14 protein-coding genes are annotated in these 14707 nt (G+C 69.6%); 6 read left to right on the forward strand and 8 right to left on the reverse strand.

Features of this window, described 5'->3' with window-relative positions:
• Window positions 1-19: 19 nt before the first annotated feature.
• The 3 genes from P3102_RS04475 to P3102_RS04485 all read left to right on the forward strand — a co-directional run bounded on the left by P3102_RS04475 (window position 20) and on the right by P3102_RS04485 (window position 2652).
• The gene (locus tag P3102_RS04475; RefSeq protein ID WP_276371622.1) at window positions 20-790 is read left to right on the forward strand and encodes a response regulator transcription factor; all 771 of its coding nucleotides are present in this window, start codon (window positions 20-22) and stop codon (window positions 788-790) included.
• Window position 791: 1 nt separating this feature from the next.
• A complete protein-coding gene (locus tag P3102_RS04480; protein ID WP_276366749.1) occupies window positions 792-2075 on the forward strand; it encodes an ATP-binding protein in 1284 nt (427 codons plus the stop codon).
• A 64-nt stretch (window positions 2076-2139) separates the two neighbouring features.
• Window positions 2140-2652: a hypothetical protein gene (locus P3102_RS04485; protein ID WP_276366752.1), complete on the forward strand. Its 513-nt coding sequence runs from the start codon at window positions 2140-2142 to the stop codon at window positions 2650-2652.
• Here P3102_RS04485 and P3102_RS04490 read toward each other — a convergent pair.
• From P3102_RS04490 to P3102_RS04525, 8 genes are all read right to left on the reverse strand, one after another.
• A complete protein-coding gene (locus P3102_RS04490) occupies window positions 2630-3043 on the reverse strand; it encodes a hypothetical protein (RefSeq protein WP_276366753.1) in 414 nt (137 codons plus the stop codon). The genes P3102_RS04485 and P3102_RS04490 overlap by 23 nt on opposite strands.
• Window positions 3044-3046: 3 nt before the next feature.
• Window positions 3047-3679, reverse strand: coding sequence for a response regulator transcription factor (locus P3102_RS04495; RefSeq protein ID WP_276366755.1), 633 nt, complete (start codon window positions 3677-3679; stop codon window positions 3047-3049).
• Between the two features lie 118 nt (window positions 3680-3797).
• On the reverse strand, window positions 3798-4457 hold the full coding sequence (locus P3102_RS04500; RefSeq protein WP_276366757.1) for a response regulator transcription factor: 660 nt from the start codon (window positions 4455-4457) through the stop codon (window positions 3798-3800).
• Between the two features lie 281 nt (window positions 4458-4738).
• The gene (locus P3102_RS04505) at window positions 4739-5575 is read right to left on the reverse strand and encodes an NAD(P)H-binding protein (protein ID WP_276366758.1); all 837 of its coding nucleotides are present in this window, start codon (window positions 5573-5575) and stop codon (window positions 4739-4741) included.
• 12 nt (window positions 5576-5587) lie between these two features.
• The gene (locus P3102_RS04510; RefSeq protein ID WP_276366760.1) at window positions 5588-6946 is read right to left on the reverse strand and encodes an MDR family MFS transporter; all 1359 of its coding nucleotides are present in this window, start codon (window positions 6944-6946) and stop codon (window positions 5588-5590) included.
• 246 nt (window positions 6947-7192) lie between these two features.
• The gene (locus P3102_RS04515; protein WP_276366762.1) at window positions 7193-7732 is read right to left on the reverse strand and encodes a GtrA family protein; all 540 of its coding nucleotides are present in this window, start codon (window positions 7730-7732) and stop codon (window positions 7193-7195) included.
• Between the two features lie 365 nt (window positions 7733-8097).
• On the reverse strand, window positions 8098-8598 hold the full coding sequence (locus tag P3102_RS04520; RefSeq protein ID WP_276366764.1) for a GtrA family protein: 501 nt from the start codon (window positions 8596-8598) through the stop codon (window positions 8098-8100).
• Window positions 8599-8608: 10 nt separating this feature from the next.
• Window positions 8609-10909, reverse strand: a complete 2301-nt coding sequence (locus P3102_RS04525; RefSeq protein ID WP_276366765.1) for a sigma-70 family RNA polymerase sigma factor — start codon at window positions 10907-10909, stop codon at window positions 8609-8611.
• Window positions 10910-11218: 309 nt separating this feature from the next.
• On the opposite strand from P3102_RS04525, the gene P3102_RS04530 reads away from it, so the two are divergent.
• The 3 genes from P3102_RS04530 (at window position 11219) to P3102_RS04540 (ending at window position 14699) form a co-directional block, all read left to right on the forward strand.
• The gene (locus P3102_RS04530; RefSeq protein WP_276366767.1) at window positions 11219-12091 is read left to right on the forward strand and encodes a GGDEF domain-containing protein; all 873 of its coding nucleotides are present in this window, start codon (window positions 11219-11221) and stop codon (window positions 12089-12091) included.
• An 81-nt stretch (window positions 12092-12172) separates the two neighbouring features.
• Window positions 12173-13519: a glycosyltransferase 87 family protein gene (locus tag P3102_RS04535; RefSeq protein ID WP_276366769.1), complete on the forward strand. Its 1347-nt coding sequence runs from the start codon at window positions 12173-12175 to the stop codon at window positions 13517-13519.
• Window positions 13494-14699 carry a glycosyltransferase 87 family protein gene (locus P3102_RS04540; protein ID WP_276366770.1) on the forward strand — a complete coding sequence of 402 codons (1206 nt, stop codon included), beginning with the start codon at window positions 13494-13496 and terminating at the stop codon, window positions 14697-14699. Before P3102_RS04535 ends, P3102_RS04540 begins: the two co-directional genes overlap by 26 nt.
• Window positions 14700-14707: the final 8 nt, after the last annotated feature.

A 14707-nucleotide genomic window follows, 5' to 3' on the forward strand; every position in this document is an offset into this window, starting at 1 on the left:
TAGAGTTGGCCAGGTGAGCATGGTGCTACTCGCCGAGGACGACCCGGCCATCGCCGATCCGCTTTCCCGCGCACTCCAACGGGAGGGGTACGAGGTGCGGGTCGTCGGCGACGGTCCCGCCGCTCTCGACGCGACCGAGAGCGACAGGGTGGATCTGCTGGTCCTCGATCTCGGCCTGCCCGGCATGGACGGGCTCGAGGTGTGCCGGCGCCTGCGCGCCAGCGGCACCGAGGTGCCGGTGCTGATGCTCACCGCGCGCACGGACGAGGTCGATTTCGTGGTCGGGCTCGACGCCGGCGCGGACGACTACGTCGCGAAGCCGTTCCGGCTCGCCGAACTGCTGGCCCGCATCCGGGCGCTGCTCCGCCGCCGGGCCCCCGACGTGCTCGAAGCCGGGGGAGTGCGGATGGACCTCGGCGCCCGGATGGTCACCGTGGACCTGCACGAGGTGCAGCTGGCGAACAAGGAGTTCGAGCTGCTCCGGGTGCTGATGAGCCGCGCGGGCCAGGTGGTCAGCCGCGACGAGATCCTCGCCGAGGTGTGGAACGACCTCGAATCCAAGACCTCGAAGACCCTCGACATGCACATGTCGTGGCTCAGGCGGAAGCTCGCCATAGCCGCCGACGAAGCGGTCAACCGAGCAGGCAAGGCGGGTGGCTCAGGCGACAGTGGCCACAGCATGGCCGCCGACGAAGCCGCGGGCAGGGCGGGCAAACCCGGTGGGAACGGCGACGGGGAACGGCGGATCGCCACGGTCCGCGGCGTCGGTTTCCGCTTCAACGCGGAATAGCATGCGCCGTCGCATCCTGCTGGCGATCCTGCTCGCCGTCGCGGTCACCGCGGCGGTGCTGGGCATCCCGCTGGGGATCACCGCCTGGCAGCTGGTCGAGAACCTCAACCGCGAGAACCTCGCTTCCTCGGCCCGGGGGATCGCGGCGACGCTGGACAACGAGATCGCCGTCGGCCAGCCGATCGACCTCGACCTCGTCCGGGTCGCCGTGCCGCCGGGCGGGCTGCTGACCGTCCGCGCGCAGGGGCAGATCGAAAAGCGATACGGCTCCGACCCCGGCTCGGACGTGGTGTCCGAACGGGCGCCGATCGCGTTGCACGGCGAGGTCGAACTGGCCGTGCCCGCCGGGCCCATGCGCACCCGCCAGACCCAGGTGACGTTGCTCGTACTCTTGCTGGTCGTGCTGTCGGTGGGCACCGGCACGGTGGTCGCGACGGTGACCGCGCGAAGGCTCGCGAAACCGCTGAGACACGTCGCGGATCGCGCGGTCAAACTCGGCGGCGGAGACTTCCGGCCGGACCCCAAGCGCTACGGCGTCGGGGAACTCGACATGGTCGCCGAAGCGCTCGACGCGTCCGGTTCGGCGCTCGCTCAGCTCGTCCAGCGGGAACGCCAGCTCGTCGGCGACGTCTCCCACCAGCTGCGGAGCCGGTTGACCGCCTTGCAACTCCGGCTCGAACCGCTCACCGTCCACCCCGATCAGGACGTCGTCGACGAGGCGAAGGCCGCGCAGGAACAGGCGGACCGGCTCGCGGAGGCCCTCGACGAGCTGCTGGCCGCCGCGAGGGCGGCGCGCGAGGTCGGCGCGGAGCCGGTGAACCTGCCGGAAGTGCTCCCCGAGGTGTCCGAAGAGTGGCGACAGCTGCTTCGCGCCGAAGGCAGACATCTGCGGATCCGGGTCACCGACGGGCTGAGGGCGAGAGCGACGCCGGGCCGCTTGCGCGAGGTCGTCGGCGTCCTGCTCGACAACGCGCTCCGTCACGGCGCGGGAACGGTCACGCTCGCCGCCCGGCGCGGTGACACGGAGGGCACTGTCGTCATCGAGGTGGCCGACACCGGCTCGGGCGTGCCCGACGAACTGGCGCCGCACATCTTCGAACGCGGCTTCTCCGGCGGCGGTTCGACCGGCGTCGGGCTCGCGCTCGCCCGCGCGCTCACCGAGGCCGACGGCGGACGGCTGGAGCTGTCGAGCAAGCAGCCCGCGGTGTTCAGCCTCTTCCTGAAGGTGCCCCGGCCGGGTGACGTGGCCGAAGTGCGCTGGCCGGCCGAGCGGGTCCCGCGCTAGGACCTCCCCAAGGACCTCCCCATCGGGCAATGCCGCGGAAGCGCGCCGACCTACCGTCGGAGGGGTGCGTTCGACGGCGTTCCGGTACCGCCCGCCGGTGAGTCCGGTGGCCGCGGCGACCCTGGAGATCGGCAAGGTGGCGATCTCCGTGCGGTTGTTCTTCGACGGCGCTCTGTACGCGTGCCGCGAACCGCCCGGCGTGGTGGAACGGATGGAGGCCGAGGCGCTGGATCTGCTCTCGAAAGGGCTGTTCGTCAGCGGGATCGACACCCCGGTCGCGACCGTCACCGGCGCGGCGGGCCACCGGTTCAGCCAGGAGAGCGCGGTGTTCCGGCCGCCGGACACCCGGCTCTACCGGGGCAGGTGCGGCGTCGGCGCCAGCCGGAACGGGCTGACCTTGACCGGGATGGTCGGCTACCGCCTCGAAGTTCGCGCGGGGTGGGCCGGACGGGCCGGTGACTGCGGTCCGCCCGGAACGGCCGCCGAATGGGCCGACCTCTTCGGCGGGCCACTCGCGTCCATCGGCGGTGTGGTCCTGCGGCGGTCCTCGCTGCTCAGTTCCGGTATTCCGCCGTGACCGTGACGACGAACGCCGCCCTGGCGGGCAGGCCGAGGCTGACCCACAGCCCGGTCGGATCGGTCTCCCCGAGGGCCATCCGCACCGGTTGCTCGCCGACCATGAGGAACTCGGTCCCGAGCAGCACCCGCAGCGACCGGTCGAGCAGGGTGTGCTCGTCCCGGACCTTGTCCGCCCGCGCCGTGACCAAATAGGACAGTTCGCACCGCTTCGCCCGCACGGCGCCGGTTCCCTGGCCGGCGCCGTGCAGGGCGAAGAGGAACAGATCGACGCTCGACACCCGCGTCTCGGTCTGCCAGGCGGGTTTCGGCGGATCCAGCCGGACCACCGTCCCCTCCGGCAGCTGAGGCGCGATGAGCAGGCACAACGCCTCGTCGACCTGGCTGATCACGGATCAGATCAATCCCTCACGCAGTGCGTAAGCCACCGCGTGCGAGCGGTTCCGGAGCTGGAACCGGTTGGTCACGTCGTGCAGGATGCTCTTCACCGTGCGCTGCGAGTAGCAGAGCTGGTCGGCGATCTCCTGCGTCGAAAACCCCGACGCGACCAGTTTGAGCACCTCGGTCTCCCGGCTGCTCATGCCCCCGAATTGCAGGCCGCGCGGCTGCAGGACCTGGCGTTGCAGCCGCGAGACCCGGTGCAGCAGCCTGCCGAGCAGGTCGGGCGGCAGCGCGCCTTCCCCGGCCGCGGCCGCCTTGATCAGTCGGACCAGGACGTCGGCGCCCGCCTCGGAACGGCGGGCGACCGCGCAGACGCCGTGCTCGATGGCGCTGAGGATCTCGTTGTCGTCGACTTCGCCCGCGACGAGCACGACGCGGGTGAATCCCTGGTGATGCAGGGCGGACAGCAGTTGCGTCATCGCCTCGTCGAGGCGGTCGGTGACCAGGAGGGCCACCATCGTCGGGTCGGCGGTCTCCCCGTCCACCAGCCAGACATCGTCACGGGAGCGGAGCGTCATGCGGACGCCGTTGTGCAGAATCGGATCGGTGGCGCGGACGACCACAGGCGTCCGGTTCGGTTCGAACATGTGAGTCCCATTCCCCTCGAACGGTGCGAGGGCCCCACCCCCCGCACTGCTCACCCTGCCGGGTGAGGTGTCCCGGGCGCATGGGACTCCGGTCCCGACATTGCCCGAAAAGCCGCCCTCATCGGGGTTCTCGAACACCTAATCCGGCCTCGCGGGCGCGGACGATGGCTTCGGCCCGGTCCGCGACGTGGAGTTTGCTGAAAACGTGGGAAACGTGGTTCCGCACGGTCTTCGGGCTGAGGCACAGGGCGCTGGCGATGGCGGTGTTGCTGTGCCCGCCCGCGATGAGTGAGAGGACCTCTCGTTCGCGGACGGTCAGTTCCGGGAATACGGTGTCCGTACTCGGCGGAGTGTGGTTGAAAAAGCCGAGAACCCGCGTCGCGATGTCAGGCCCGAAGATCGCTTCACGCCTCGCGACGGCGTGAACGGCACGAATGATTTCGTCGGGTTCGGCGTCTTTCAACAGATATCCGCGGGCGCCGGCACGCATCGCGGAGAAAACCGATTCGCTTTCGTCCGCCATCGTCAACATGAGCACGCCGACTTCGGGCCGTTCGGCGACGATGTGCCGGGTCGCTTCGGCGCCGCTGATATCGGGCAGATGCAGATCCATGACCACGACGTCGGGCGTGAGGGCGCCCGCCGCGCTGATCGCGTGCGCGCCGCTCGCGGCCTCGCCGACCACGTCGATCCGCGGCTCGTTGGCGAGCAGCGTGCAAACCCCGAACCGGAACAACGGATGGTCGTCGACCACGAGTACGCGAAGGCGTTCGTTCATTGGTTCCCCCTGTCTCCCCGACGCGGCACGTTAGCGAGAGGGCCGGACGTGGACAACGCGTGGCCCGGACAGCGGACCGGTGAGAATTAAACGCCTGATGAGTGTCGCGTATCTTCGGGACCCACCCAACCCATTAACCCTTTCGGCGCAGTGTTGGTGAAAGAGGCCGCTCGCAGCCCAAGTACATGAAGGCCCCCTTCCTGTACCTAGGCGCAAGGAAGGGGGCCTTCATGTACTCAAGAGCCAGGCGACAGCAAAGGTCCCTTGCTCACTTCCGCAGGTCAGGCGAAAGCGGCGGCGTGCTGGCGGGCCCAGTCGTCGAATGTCAGCGGCGCCCGGCCGAGCAAATCGAGAACGGTGTCGAACACGATCTCCTCGTTCCCGGCGGACTGCCGTTTGAGCTCGAACATCCCGTCGACCGCGGAAGCGGGCCACTCGAACCCGAGCATCCGGGCTCGAGAATCGGCTTCGGGTTCTTCGACGTACGTCAGTTGCCGCCCGAGCGCACCGCCGAGGATTTCGACCTGCCGCCGCGTCGTGAGTGCTTCGCCGCCGGTGATCGGGTACGTCTTGCCCGCATGCCCGTCACTGGTCAGGACGGTCGCGGCGACTTCGGCGATGTCGCGGGCGTGCACCAGCGCGGAGGCCGGATCGCCCTCGGTGACGCGGACGACCCCGTCGCCACGGACGGCGGGCAGCCACGCGAACCGGTTGTCCATGAAGGTGCCGGGGCGCAGGATCGTCCAATCCGGCCCGGCCTCGCGCACGGCCCGTTCGGCCTCCGCGTGCACGAGGGAGATCGGGTCGGTCTGTCCGAAGTGGACTCCCGTGGTGGAGAGTTTGACGACGTGCGCGACACCGGTGGCGGCCTCGAGCACGGTGCGTTCCTGAGTGAGCGGGTCCGAGCCGTGACCGGAGGTCAGGACGAACACGCGGTCGACACCGTCGAGCAGCGCCGGATCGAAGGCGTCGAGATCGCCGGTGGCGACCTCGGCACGCGGGTCGATCCGGGCGCGGGCGGGGTCGCGCGTCAGAGCACGCACACGGGCACCCTTGTCCAGGAGCGCGGGCACGAGTTCGCGGCCGATCTTGCCGGTGGAACCGAGAACGAGAATCATCGAAATATTCCTTCAGTGGTCGCGCCGCAGGGAAACGCGCGGCAGGAAGAGGGAAGCAATGAGGCCGATCGCCAGTACGGGGACCATCGCCCAGAACACGCCACCGAGCGCGGAGGCGTACCCGGCGGGGCTGTCGGAGTCGAACGAAGCAGTGAACACCGCGCCGAAAACGGTCAGCCCGGCCGTGGTGCCGAGGGAACGCAGGAAACCGACGGTCGCCGAAACGGCGCCGAGATCGGTCCGGGCGACGCCCTGCTGGGCCGCCATGGAAAGCACCTGCATGTTGAGCCCGGCCGCCACGCCGAACACGACGAGATAGGCGACGACGAGCGGCAGCGGCGTCGTTTCGTCCATGGTGGACATGGCGAGGGCGGCGGCGAGGCCGAGGGTCATGCTGAGGATCGGCGCCCACCGATAAGCGCCGGTCTTGGCGATGATCCGGCCCGCGACCATCGACGACGCGGCGACCGCGAGGGTCATGGGCAGCAGCAGGAGCCCGGCTTCCGAAGGTCCGGCACCACCGGCGGTCTGCAGGAAGAGCGCCAGATGGTTGACCGAACCGAGGAAGACGAACCCGGCCGCGGCACTGGCCAAGACGCTCAGGCCGAACATCCTGGCGCGGAACAGCCGAAGCGGGACGACCGGTTCGGCCGCCCGGCGTTCGATGACCAGGAAGGCGACGAGCAGTACCGCGCCGATCGACGCCGTGAGCGGGGTCGCCAGGGTCAGGCCGATGATCGCGCCGGACAGCACGACGATGCCCGCGAAGTCGAACGGCGCGGTCTTGCGGCGTCGTTCGAGCCGCAGGCATCGCGCCACGACGCCGAACGCGACCAGCCCGATCGGCACGTTGATCCCGAAGATCGACCGCCAGCCGGCGAGGTCGGTCAGGACACCGCCGACGACCGGGCCCGCCAGGGAGGAGCCGGCGAAACAGATCGAGAACCAGGCGAAGTAGCGGGCGCCTTCGCGTCCCGGGAACAGTTCGCCGATGATCGCGGCGACCGCGACGAACAGGCCGCCGGAGCCGATGCCCTGCAGGACGCGGGCGGCGATCAGCAGCGGCATCGTCGGCGCGAGCCCGCAGGCGAGGGAGCCGAGGACGAACAGTGCGATCGCGACGAGCACGACGCGCTTGCGGCCGAAGAGGTCACCGAGTTTCCCGTAGACGGGGGCGCTGACGCTGCCCGCCAGCAGGTAGGCGGTGGTGACCCAGGCGAACGAGGTCGCGCCGCCGAGTTCGCCGACCATCCGCGGCAGCGCGGTCGCGACGACCTGGGCGTCGAGCATCGCCAGGAAGACGGCGGCGAAGAGCCCGACGAGGGCAAGAGTGTTACGGGCGCGCGAAGGCGCGCCGAGAGCGGTGCTCAAGGAGAAATCCGTTCACTGGAAGAAACGAGGGAACGCGAGGGACGCGGAGCACTGCTCGGAAGCAGCCCCGGATCCCCGCCAAGACGGGAAAAGGCTCAACCGTCATCCGAACCGGATGCGGTCCTCTTCGCGCTTGGCGATCACCTCGGATTCGTCCCGCTCGACCGTACGAACCCGGCCGGCGTCATCAGTGAAGGAACATCGACATGGATGACCTTAGGCAATCACATGTCATTTGACAAGTACTTAGCGGAGAGGAACGACGTCGTCGTCCGGCTCGTCGCTGTCCCGGCGGCGTTTGCCGAGCTCATCGGGGAAGACCCACTTCTTGAAACCCCAGAAGCGGAAGAACATCGCCAGGAGCATGCCGATGATCGACCCGCTCGTGAAGTCGGCGAACTCCTGGACGAACCGCGTCACATGCGGCACTTCCAGGTCGAAGATGTAGCGCGACGTGTAGAGCGGGATCAGGTTGACCACCACGGCGATCCCGCTGATCACGAAGAAGAGCGCCGCCTCGTGATGGCGCTCGCGGCCGCCGCGGGTCCGGAAGGACCACTCGCTGTTGAGGATGTAGGACACGATCGTCGCGACGATGATCGCGATCGCCTTCGCCGTGGTCGGCTTCGACTCCAGCACGCTCAGTTTCAGCAGGTACCAGACGCCGTTGTCGACGAGGAACGTCGTGCCGCCCACGATCGCGAACTTCAACAGCTCACGGTGCTTGATCAGCACGGATCGGAACGGCTCGGGCGTCCTCGAAAGGACGGATTCGACCACGGTCACCGGATCAGTCTAATTCGCTTCGCCCGCCGAATGGGCCGGGAGGGGGATGGACAGTGCGTTATATGACGCTTTGGGCGATTGGGGGAACGGCTGATCGTGAAGCCCCTCAGCGCAAGTGGCGGCTTCGCGTGATCGGAGGGACGGCACGCGTGTTCAGGCGGACGGCACCCCGTGGAACCCGCCGCGCCCGTGTCGTCCCTCCAATCACGTGTGTCGTCCATCGGATCACGTGTGTCGTCCGTCCAGTCACGCGACATCGTCGGCTCGGCAGCGGTGGTCGTGGCGCCACTCGGTATCCGCCCTTACCGCGAGCTTTGGCCTGACCTGCGGAAAGAGAGCAAGGGACCTTTGCTGTCACCTGACGGTCAGGCGGCGGGGTCGTCCGGAATGTCGGAGATCTCCGGTCCGCCGCCGCGCACCAGCCGCGGCCGCGCGCCGGCCTCCGGAAAGACCCACTTCTTGAACGACCACCAGCGGAACGCCGTGCCGAGCAGGGTCCCGACGAGCACCCCGCTGACGAAGTCGGCGATCTCCTGGGTCAGCAGCCCGACGTGCGGCTGCTCCAGTTCGAACACGTACCGCGAAACCCACTGCGGAAGCGCGTTGAGGCCGAGCGCGATCGCGCTGAGCAGGAAGAAAAGGGCCGCTTCGTGGGCTCGCTCCCGGCCACCGCGGGTGCGAAAGGACCATGCCCGATTCGCGACGTACGAAAATACGCTCGCCACCAGCACGCCGATGATCAGCGCGGTCACCGGCTTCTCGGTCAGCACGGTGAACTTCAGGCCGTAGGTGATCGTCATCGTGATGACGAAACTGGCGCCGCCGACCAAGCCGAATCGCACCAGTTCGCGATGCTTCCCCCGCATGCGGGCGACGCTACCGGAAAATGCGGTCGACCACTCCATTGGGTTGAGTGGACGGCTTCGTCTTGCCAGGCCGCGGCGGCGCGCTCGTGGCCGGCTCCGCAGGGGCGGGCTGTTGTTTCTTGGGCTCCAAAGGCGTCGCTGACGGCGAAGGCTTCTTCGACGGCGAAGGCCATTCTGGCCGCCCCGGCTTCGTCGTCTCAGGCCTGCCCGAAGGCTTCGAAGTGACCGAAGGCGTCAAAGTGACCGAAGGCAGCGAAGGCACCGTGGTCGGCGGAAGCAGCGCGCTGTCGTCACACCAGTGGTGCCAGCAGCCGAAGTGGACCGCGACCGGCTTCGCCTTGGCGACGCCGAGGGTGGCGGTCACCGTCACCGGCATGTTCTCCGCCGGACGGCCCTTCAACCGGACCAGCAGACCCACCTCGCGCCCCGGAGCCAGCGCGCCGCGCGAAGTGCACGACGCGCCTTCGCCGGTCGGGGTGCACCGGATGCCGTACACGCTCCAGGCGGTGAACACGCGATGGTCGAGAGTGATCGTGACCGGCTTCGTCGTCTTGCCCGTGTTCGTCACACGGATCTTCATCAGCGGGTGGTGGATCCACGGGAACGCCGACAGCCCGTCGCTCTCGGCACTCAGGTCGACGCCGTCCGGCGGAGCGGGCACCTTGACCCGCACCGAGACCGACACCTTGATCCGCGCACCCGCCGTCACCGAACCGGTCACCACGCTGCCGTCCACGGCCGTCGCGTCGGCGAGCAGCCGGAACATCAGCACCGCGGACTGTCCCGGTTCGAGGCCGGTGCCGGTCCGGCAGGTCACCGTGCCGGAGCCACCGGGGCAGCCCACCGCGATCGGAGCCGGTGCCTGCTGCCGGAAGTCGTTGGCGCCCATCGCGCCACCGCCGGCGGCGGTCACGGCCCGCACACCCCTCGGCAGGTTCAGCGAGACCACCACGGGCTCGGACTTCGATCCACCGTCGTTGCGCACGGTGATCGGCAGATCGGCTTTTTCCCCGGGCCGGAGTTGCACACCGCCTGCCGGGGTCGACGTCGTCATCGCCGGAGGCGCCGGAACGACCGGCGAGGTTGCGGGTGGCTCGGCGGGTGCCGGAGTCGGTATGGGTGCTGGAGGAGCGGCGGGGGGCGCGGCCGGAGGCGGCACCTGCTCGGCGGGTGGCACGGCCGGAGGCACCGGAGGCGGCACTTGCTGGGCGGGCGGCACGGGTTGCTGTGCCGGCGGGACGGCCGGAGGCTCCGCAGGCGGGACCGCGGGGGCGGGAGCGACGGCAGCGGGCGGCGTGACGGCCGCGGCGGCCGGGATCTCCTGCGTACCGCCACCGGCGGCGAGCGCCACCGCGACGGCGGCGACGATGGCCGCGCTCGAACCGGCCACTCCGGCGAACTGGCGCGGTCCGGCCGCGGCGGCACCGGCGGCCCCGGCCGAACCCGAACCCGAACCCGCGGCGGCGGCCGTCGCGGCCGCGGTGACCGCGCCCGCCTTGCCGGCGCCGGTCGTGGTGAGGTAGCCGAGAGCCGCGCCACCGAGCACGATCGGCGCGATGATCCCGCGCAGACCGGTGTTGACGTCGGCCAGTTCCGCGGCCAGCGCCCGGCAGTTCTCACATTCGTCCAGATGGCTCTCCACCTGGGCACGTTCGCGTTTGGACAACCCGTCGCGGGTCCACGCGCCGAGCTTGTCCGCGCTCGCGCGGCAGCGTTCGGCGGAGTTCTCGGCCAGGTGGACCTGCAGATAGGCCTGCCGCAGACCCTCACGCGCGCGGTAGGCGAGCGCGGAGACACCGTTCGCGGTCAACCCCAGCAGCGGCGCGACCTCGGCGGGCGTCTGCCCTTCGATCTCGGTGTGCCACAGCACCGCCTGCCAGCGTTCGGGCAGCCGGTCGAACGCCTTCGCGGCGAGCGTGCGCTCGAGCCCGGCGACGGCGGTGTCGGAGAAGGGAACTGTCAGCGCTTCGCCGACGGCGCCGCCGACGTCGGACATGTCCTCGTTGAGGTCGACGCGCTTGTCCTTGCGCGTCTTGTCGTAGGCAGTGTGCCGGAGCGCGGTCAGCAGGTACGCGCGGAACGCGGCGTCCGGGCCTTTGCCACCGCGCAGCGTGTCCAGCACTTTCGCGAAGGCTTCCGAAACGAGGTCGTCGGCCTCGGAACTCGAGCGGGCGAGCTGGCGGGCGAGGTTGTGCGCCGCGCCGGCGTGGCGCTCGTAAAGGGTTCCGTAGGACGCGATCTTCCCGTCACGCACCTCGGCGATCAGCTCGGCGTCACTCTTACCGGAGAGATCGGCGGGAACGGTGGACACGGGGCTCCTTCATCTGCTGGTTCGGCGGTCTACTGTCTTGACGCCCGAACCTGCTCAGTGTGACGGACTGGGCGACGCACGTCACCTCACGGTCCCTTCGATGACCCGGAGAGCGCAACAACCTTCACCCGGCCTGGGTGGGATTTGCTCCTCGCGCGCAGCGCGTCCGTCGAGGGCGGCGGCAGCGGGCATGGATGGAGAGTTCGGAAAGATCCTTGAAAAACGCCGTCACGCCCGGCGTGGACCGGCGTCCTCACCGTGAAGCGATCGCAAGATCGAAAAGATCGGAACGGAAAGGGGCGGTGGGCTGTGGACGTCCCGGTCACCGGTGCGCCGTCCGGGGGATTCGACGGGCGAACCGCCTGGAACCGGTTCGAACGAGATCGCACGCTCCGCGCACTGCGGGCTCGCTGGCGCACGGCCAGCTTGGCCGCCGGCTGGCGTTTCCCCAGTGACTGGGGCCTTCCCGAGGTCGACGCGGTCTGCGCGGCAGTGCTCGAGAACGGCCGGGTCGAACTCACCGAGGTGGCGGAAACCGCGATCGCGGGACTGGGCCGGGCACGGGCCGCCGCGGGTGCCGGATTGGCCGAAACGCTCGCGGACCTCGCGGCGTTGCACGCCGTGCTCGCCGATCCGGACGCGGTCGACAGCTTCCTCGCACCGGATGCCGACGCCACGCCCTCCCGGTTACTGCGGGTGACGGCGCTGGCGTGGGCGGACGTCGCGACCGACCAGCTCGTCAACACCGAGGTCACCGAACCGCTCACCGGGCTGCCCACGGCCGCGTACCTGAGGACCCGGTTGGGTGAGCTGTACCGCCAGGCCCGACGTGACGAGCGGCCGGTCGCGGAGGCGCACACGCTGCTCGTGGTCTCGATGGACTTCAGCTCGGTGGCGGGCTGGCCCCGGCTGACCGGGATGATCCTGGTCGCGGACGCCTTGAAGCAGGTGTTCGACGGCGGGGAGAGCGTCGCTTCGATCGGCCCGTCCGTCGCGGGCGTGCTCGTTCCGAAGGACCTGCGGCTCGCTTCGTCCGGCGTCGCGCTGCGAAGGGCGCTCCACGAGCGGCTTTCGGTGGACGCTCAGCTGCGGGACGTCGGCCGCCCGCGGATCTCGGCCGTCCGGCTTCCGGCGACCTACGATCTGGCGTGCGATCTGCTCGGTGGCCTCGCCCGTTCCTGACGCGGGGTAGCGTGAGACGTTCTCCAGGTCACGGCCGACCCAGTCGAGGTAGCGCGACCCGGTTCATGATTTCCTGTTTGCGTGACCCGGACTGCTTCCGCCGACGCCGACGGCGACGTTTCGGCGAGCCGCCCGCAGCATCGTCTCTCACTGCGGAAGTCGCTCGCCCGCTTGTCCGTCCGGCCGAGATCGATCCTCATCCTGTCGGTGATCCCGCTGGTCGCGATGGGCTTCGGGATCTGGGGCTGGCAGCACGAATGGGTGCTGGGCGTGGACAGCGCGGTCTACCGCGCCGGCGCCGAGACGTTGTTGAACGGCGATCCGCTGTACGACGCGAACACGCTTCCGGTGGAGCCGTGGTGGGCGTTGTTGCCGTTCACCTACCCGCCGACCGCCGCGCTGCTGTTCATTCCGCTCGCGCTGGTCCCGACTCAGGTCGCCTGGGGGCTCCTGACCGCGGTCTCGCTGCTCGCGCTGGCGCTGTGCGTCCGCATCGCCATCGGCGCGCTGCCGAAACCCTCGACCGACGGCCCGCGCTGGTGGGCCTCGCCCGCCCGCTCGACGCTCGCGTTCTTCCTGGTCTTCCTCGGCCTCGAGCCGGTGTGGCGCACGATCTTCCTCGGCCAGATCAACATCATCCTGATGGCGCTGGTGATGCTCGACATCCTCGTCATCGGGGCGAGGGGCAGCCGCTGGGGCGGCGTGCTCGTCGGCGTCGCGGCCGCGGTCAAGCTCACCCCGATCGTGTTCCTGGGCCATCTCTTCATCACCGGCCGCCGGATGGACGCCCTTCGCGGGCTCATCACCTTCGTCGTGATGCAGGGCCTGATGTTCCTGATCATCCCGCACGACGCGGCCCGGTACTGGACCTACACGCTGCCCGACACCGGCCGCATCGGCCCGGTGCACTGGGCGGGCAACCAGTCGCTGAACGCGTTGATGAACCGCTTCACCGAGCTCGCGCCCTGGGCGTCGAAAGCGGCGATGGGGATCGGCGCGCTGCTCGCGATCCCGGCGATCTGGCTGGTGCTGCGTTTCCACCGCAAGGGCCAGGCGCTCGCGGCGATGCTCGTGACGGCGTTCTGGATCCTGCTGATCTCGCCGATCTCCTGGACGCATCACTGGGTGTGGGTGGCGCCGCTGGTCGTCCTGCTGGTCTCGCGGCTGCCGAAGACCACGCCCGCCACCGCGTGGAAACGCTGGCTCGGCACCTTCGCGGTGTTCTTCGTCTTCATCAGCTGTGTCCTGCTGATCCTGCCGAACGGCCGGAATGTGGAGCTGCACTGGAAGGTGTGGCAGAACATCCTGGGCAGCGCGTACATCTTCATGCCGCTCGTGCTGGCGCTCGCGCTCGCCGGGCGCTGGTGGTATCTGCGGCGGAAGCGAAGCGACGACGAAAAGCATGCCGAAGTCACGGCCCGCGTCTGACCCCCGCGTCCTCGGGGCCACGCTGGCGGGTGCGCTCGCACTGGCGATGCTCGCGCTGGGCGTCGTCGCCTGGCTGGGGGAATGGCACCTCGGCGCGGACAGCGCCGTCTACCGCGCCGGTGCCCTCACCCTGCTGAAGGGTGAACCGCTCTACACCCGCGAGGCGCTGACGACGCTGCCGCCGTGGGTGCTGCTGCCGTTCACCTACACCCCGGCCGCCGCACCGCTGTTCCTGCCACTCGCGATCGTGCCCGCCGGCCTGACCTGGGGCGTCGTCGGCGCGCTCTCCCTGGTCTGCCTGAGCGTCGTGCTCTCCGTGGTCGCCCGCGCCTGCTGTGCCCCTTTCACCCGGTGGTGGGTACTGCCGCTGGCCACGGCGGGCGCGCTGGCCTTGGAGCCGGTCTGGAAGACGCTGTTCCTCGGGCAGATCAACCTCATCCTGATGGCGTTGATCGTCTTCGACGTCCTGGTGCTCTCGGCCCGCGGTTCGCGCTGGGCCGGGGTGCTGATCGGCGTCTCGGCCGCGATCAAGCTGACGCCGCTGATCTTCGTGCCGCATCTGCTGTTCACCGGCCGCTGGAAGGACGCGCTGCGGGCGCTCGGCACGTTCGTCGGGCTCGAAGCCGTGATGTTCGCGGTGATCCCCGGGGACGCCGTCCGGTTCTGGACGGAGTCGGCGACCGACCCCAGCCGGGTCGGCTCCGTGCACTGGATCTTCAACCAATCACTCAACGGACTGGTGAACCGCGCCTCGGAACTCGCGCCCTGGTCGCTGACGGCGGCCATCGCGATCGCCGCCGTCCTCGCCGTACCCGCCGTCTGGCTGGTCGTGCGCCTGCACCGCCGTGGCGATCCCGTCGGCGCGGTGCTGGTGACCGCGTTCTACGGGCTGTTGCTCTCGCCGGTGTCCTGGTCACATCACTGGGTGTGGACGGTGCCGCTGCTGGTCCTGCTCGTCGTCCGCCGATCGTGGATCCCGGCGGCGGGGATCGCGGTGCTGTTCGCCAGTGGCGTGATCATGTTCGTGCCCAACGGCGGGGACACCGAGTTCGGCTGGGGGATGGGCTGGTCGCTGCTCGGCAACGCCTACGTCCTCACGGCTGCGATCGTCATCACAGGCCTGGCCGTACGGGAGCTGCGACGCGGGTCCGCCCAGGTCGTGGCCGTGGCCGCCCAGTAATCTGCACA

Origin of the sequence: Amycolatopsis sp. QT-25 (assembly GCF_029369745.1) — a bacterium.
Classification (GTDB): Bacteria; Actinomycetota; Actinomycetes; order Mycobacteriales; family Pseudonocardiaceae; genus Amycolatopsis.

Bases quoted from the DNA above. Each gene is read 5' to 3' on its own strand.
- P3102_RS04495 (WP_276366755.1), bottom strand. From the start codon at position 3,679: ATGTTCGAACCGAACCGGACGCCTGTGGTCGTCCGCGCCACCGATCCG.
- P3102_RS04505 (WP_276366758.1), bottom strand. From the start codon at position 5,575: ATGATTCTCGTTCTCGGTTCCACCGGCAAGATCGGCCGCGAACTCGTG.
- P3102_RS04480 (WP_276366749.1), top strand. From the start codon at position 792: ATGCGCCGTCGCATCCTGCTGGCGATCCTGCTCGCCGTCGCGGTCACC.
- P3102_RS04520 (WP_276366764.1), bottom strand. From the start codon at position 8,598: ATGCGGGGGAAGCATCGCGAACTGGTGCGATTCGGCTTGGTCGGCGGC.
- P3102_RS04500 (WP_276366757.1), bottom strand. From the start codon at position 4,457: ATGAACGAACGCCTTCGCGTACTCGTGGTCGACGACCATCCGTTGTTC.
- P3102_RS04540 (WP_276366770.1), top strand. From the start codon at position 13,494: ATGCCGAAGTCACGGCCCGCGTCTGACCCCCGCGTCCTCGGGGCCACG.
- P3102_RS04475 (WP_276371622.1), top strand. From the start codon at position 20: ATGGTGCTACTCGCCGAGGACGACCCGGCCATCGCCGATCCGCTTTCC.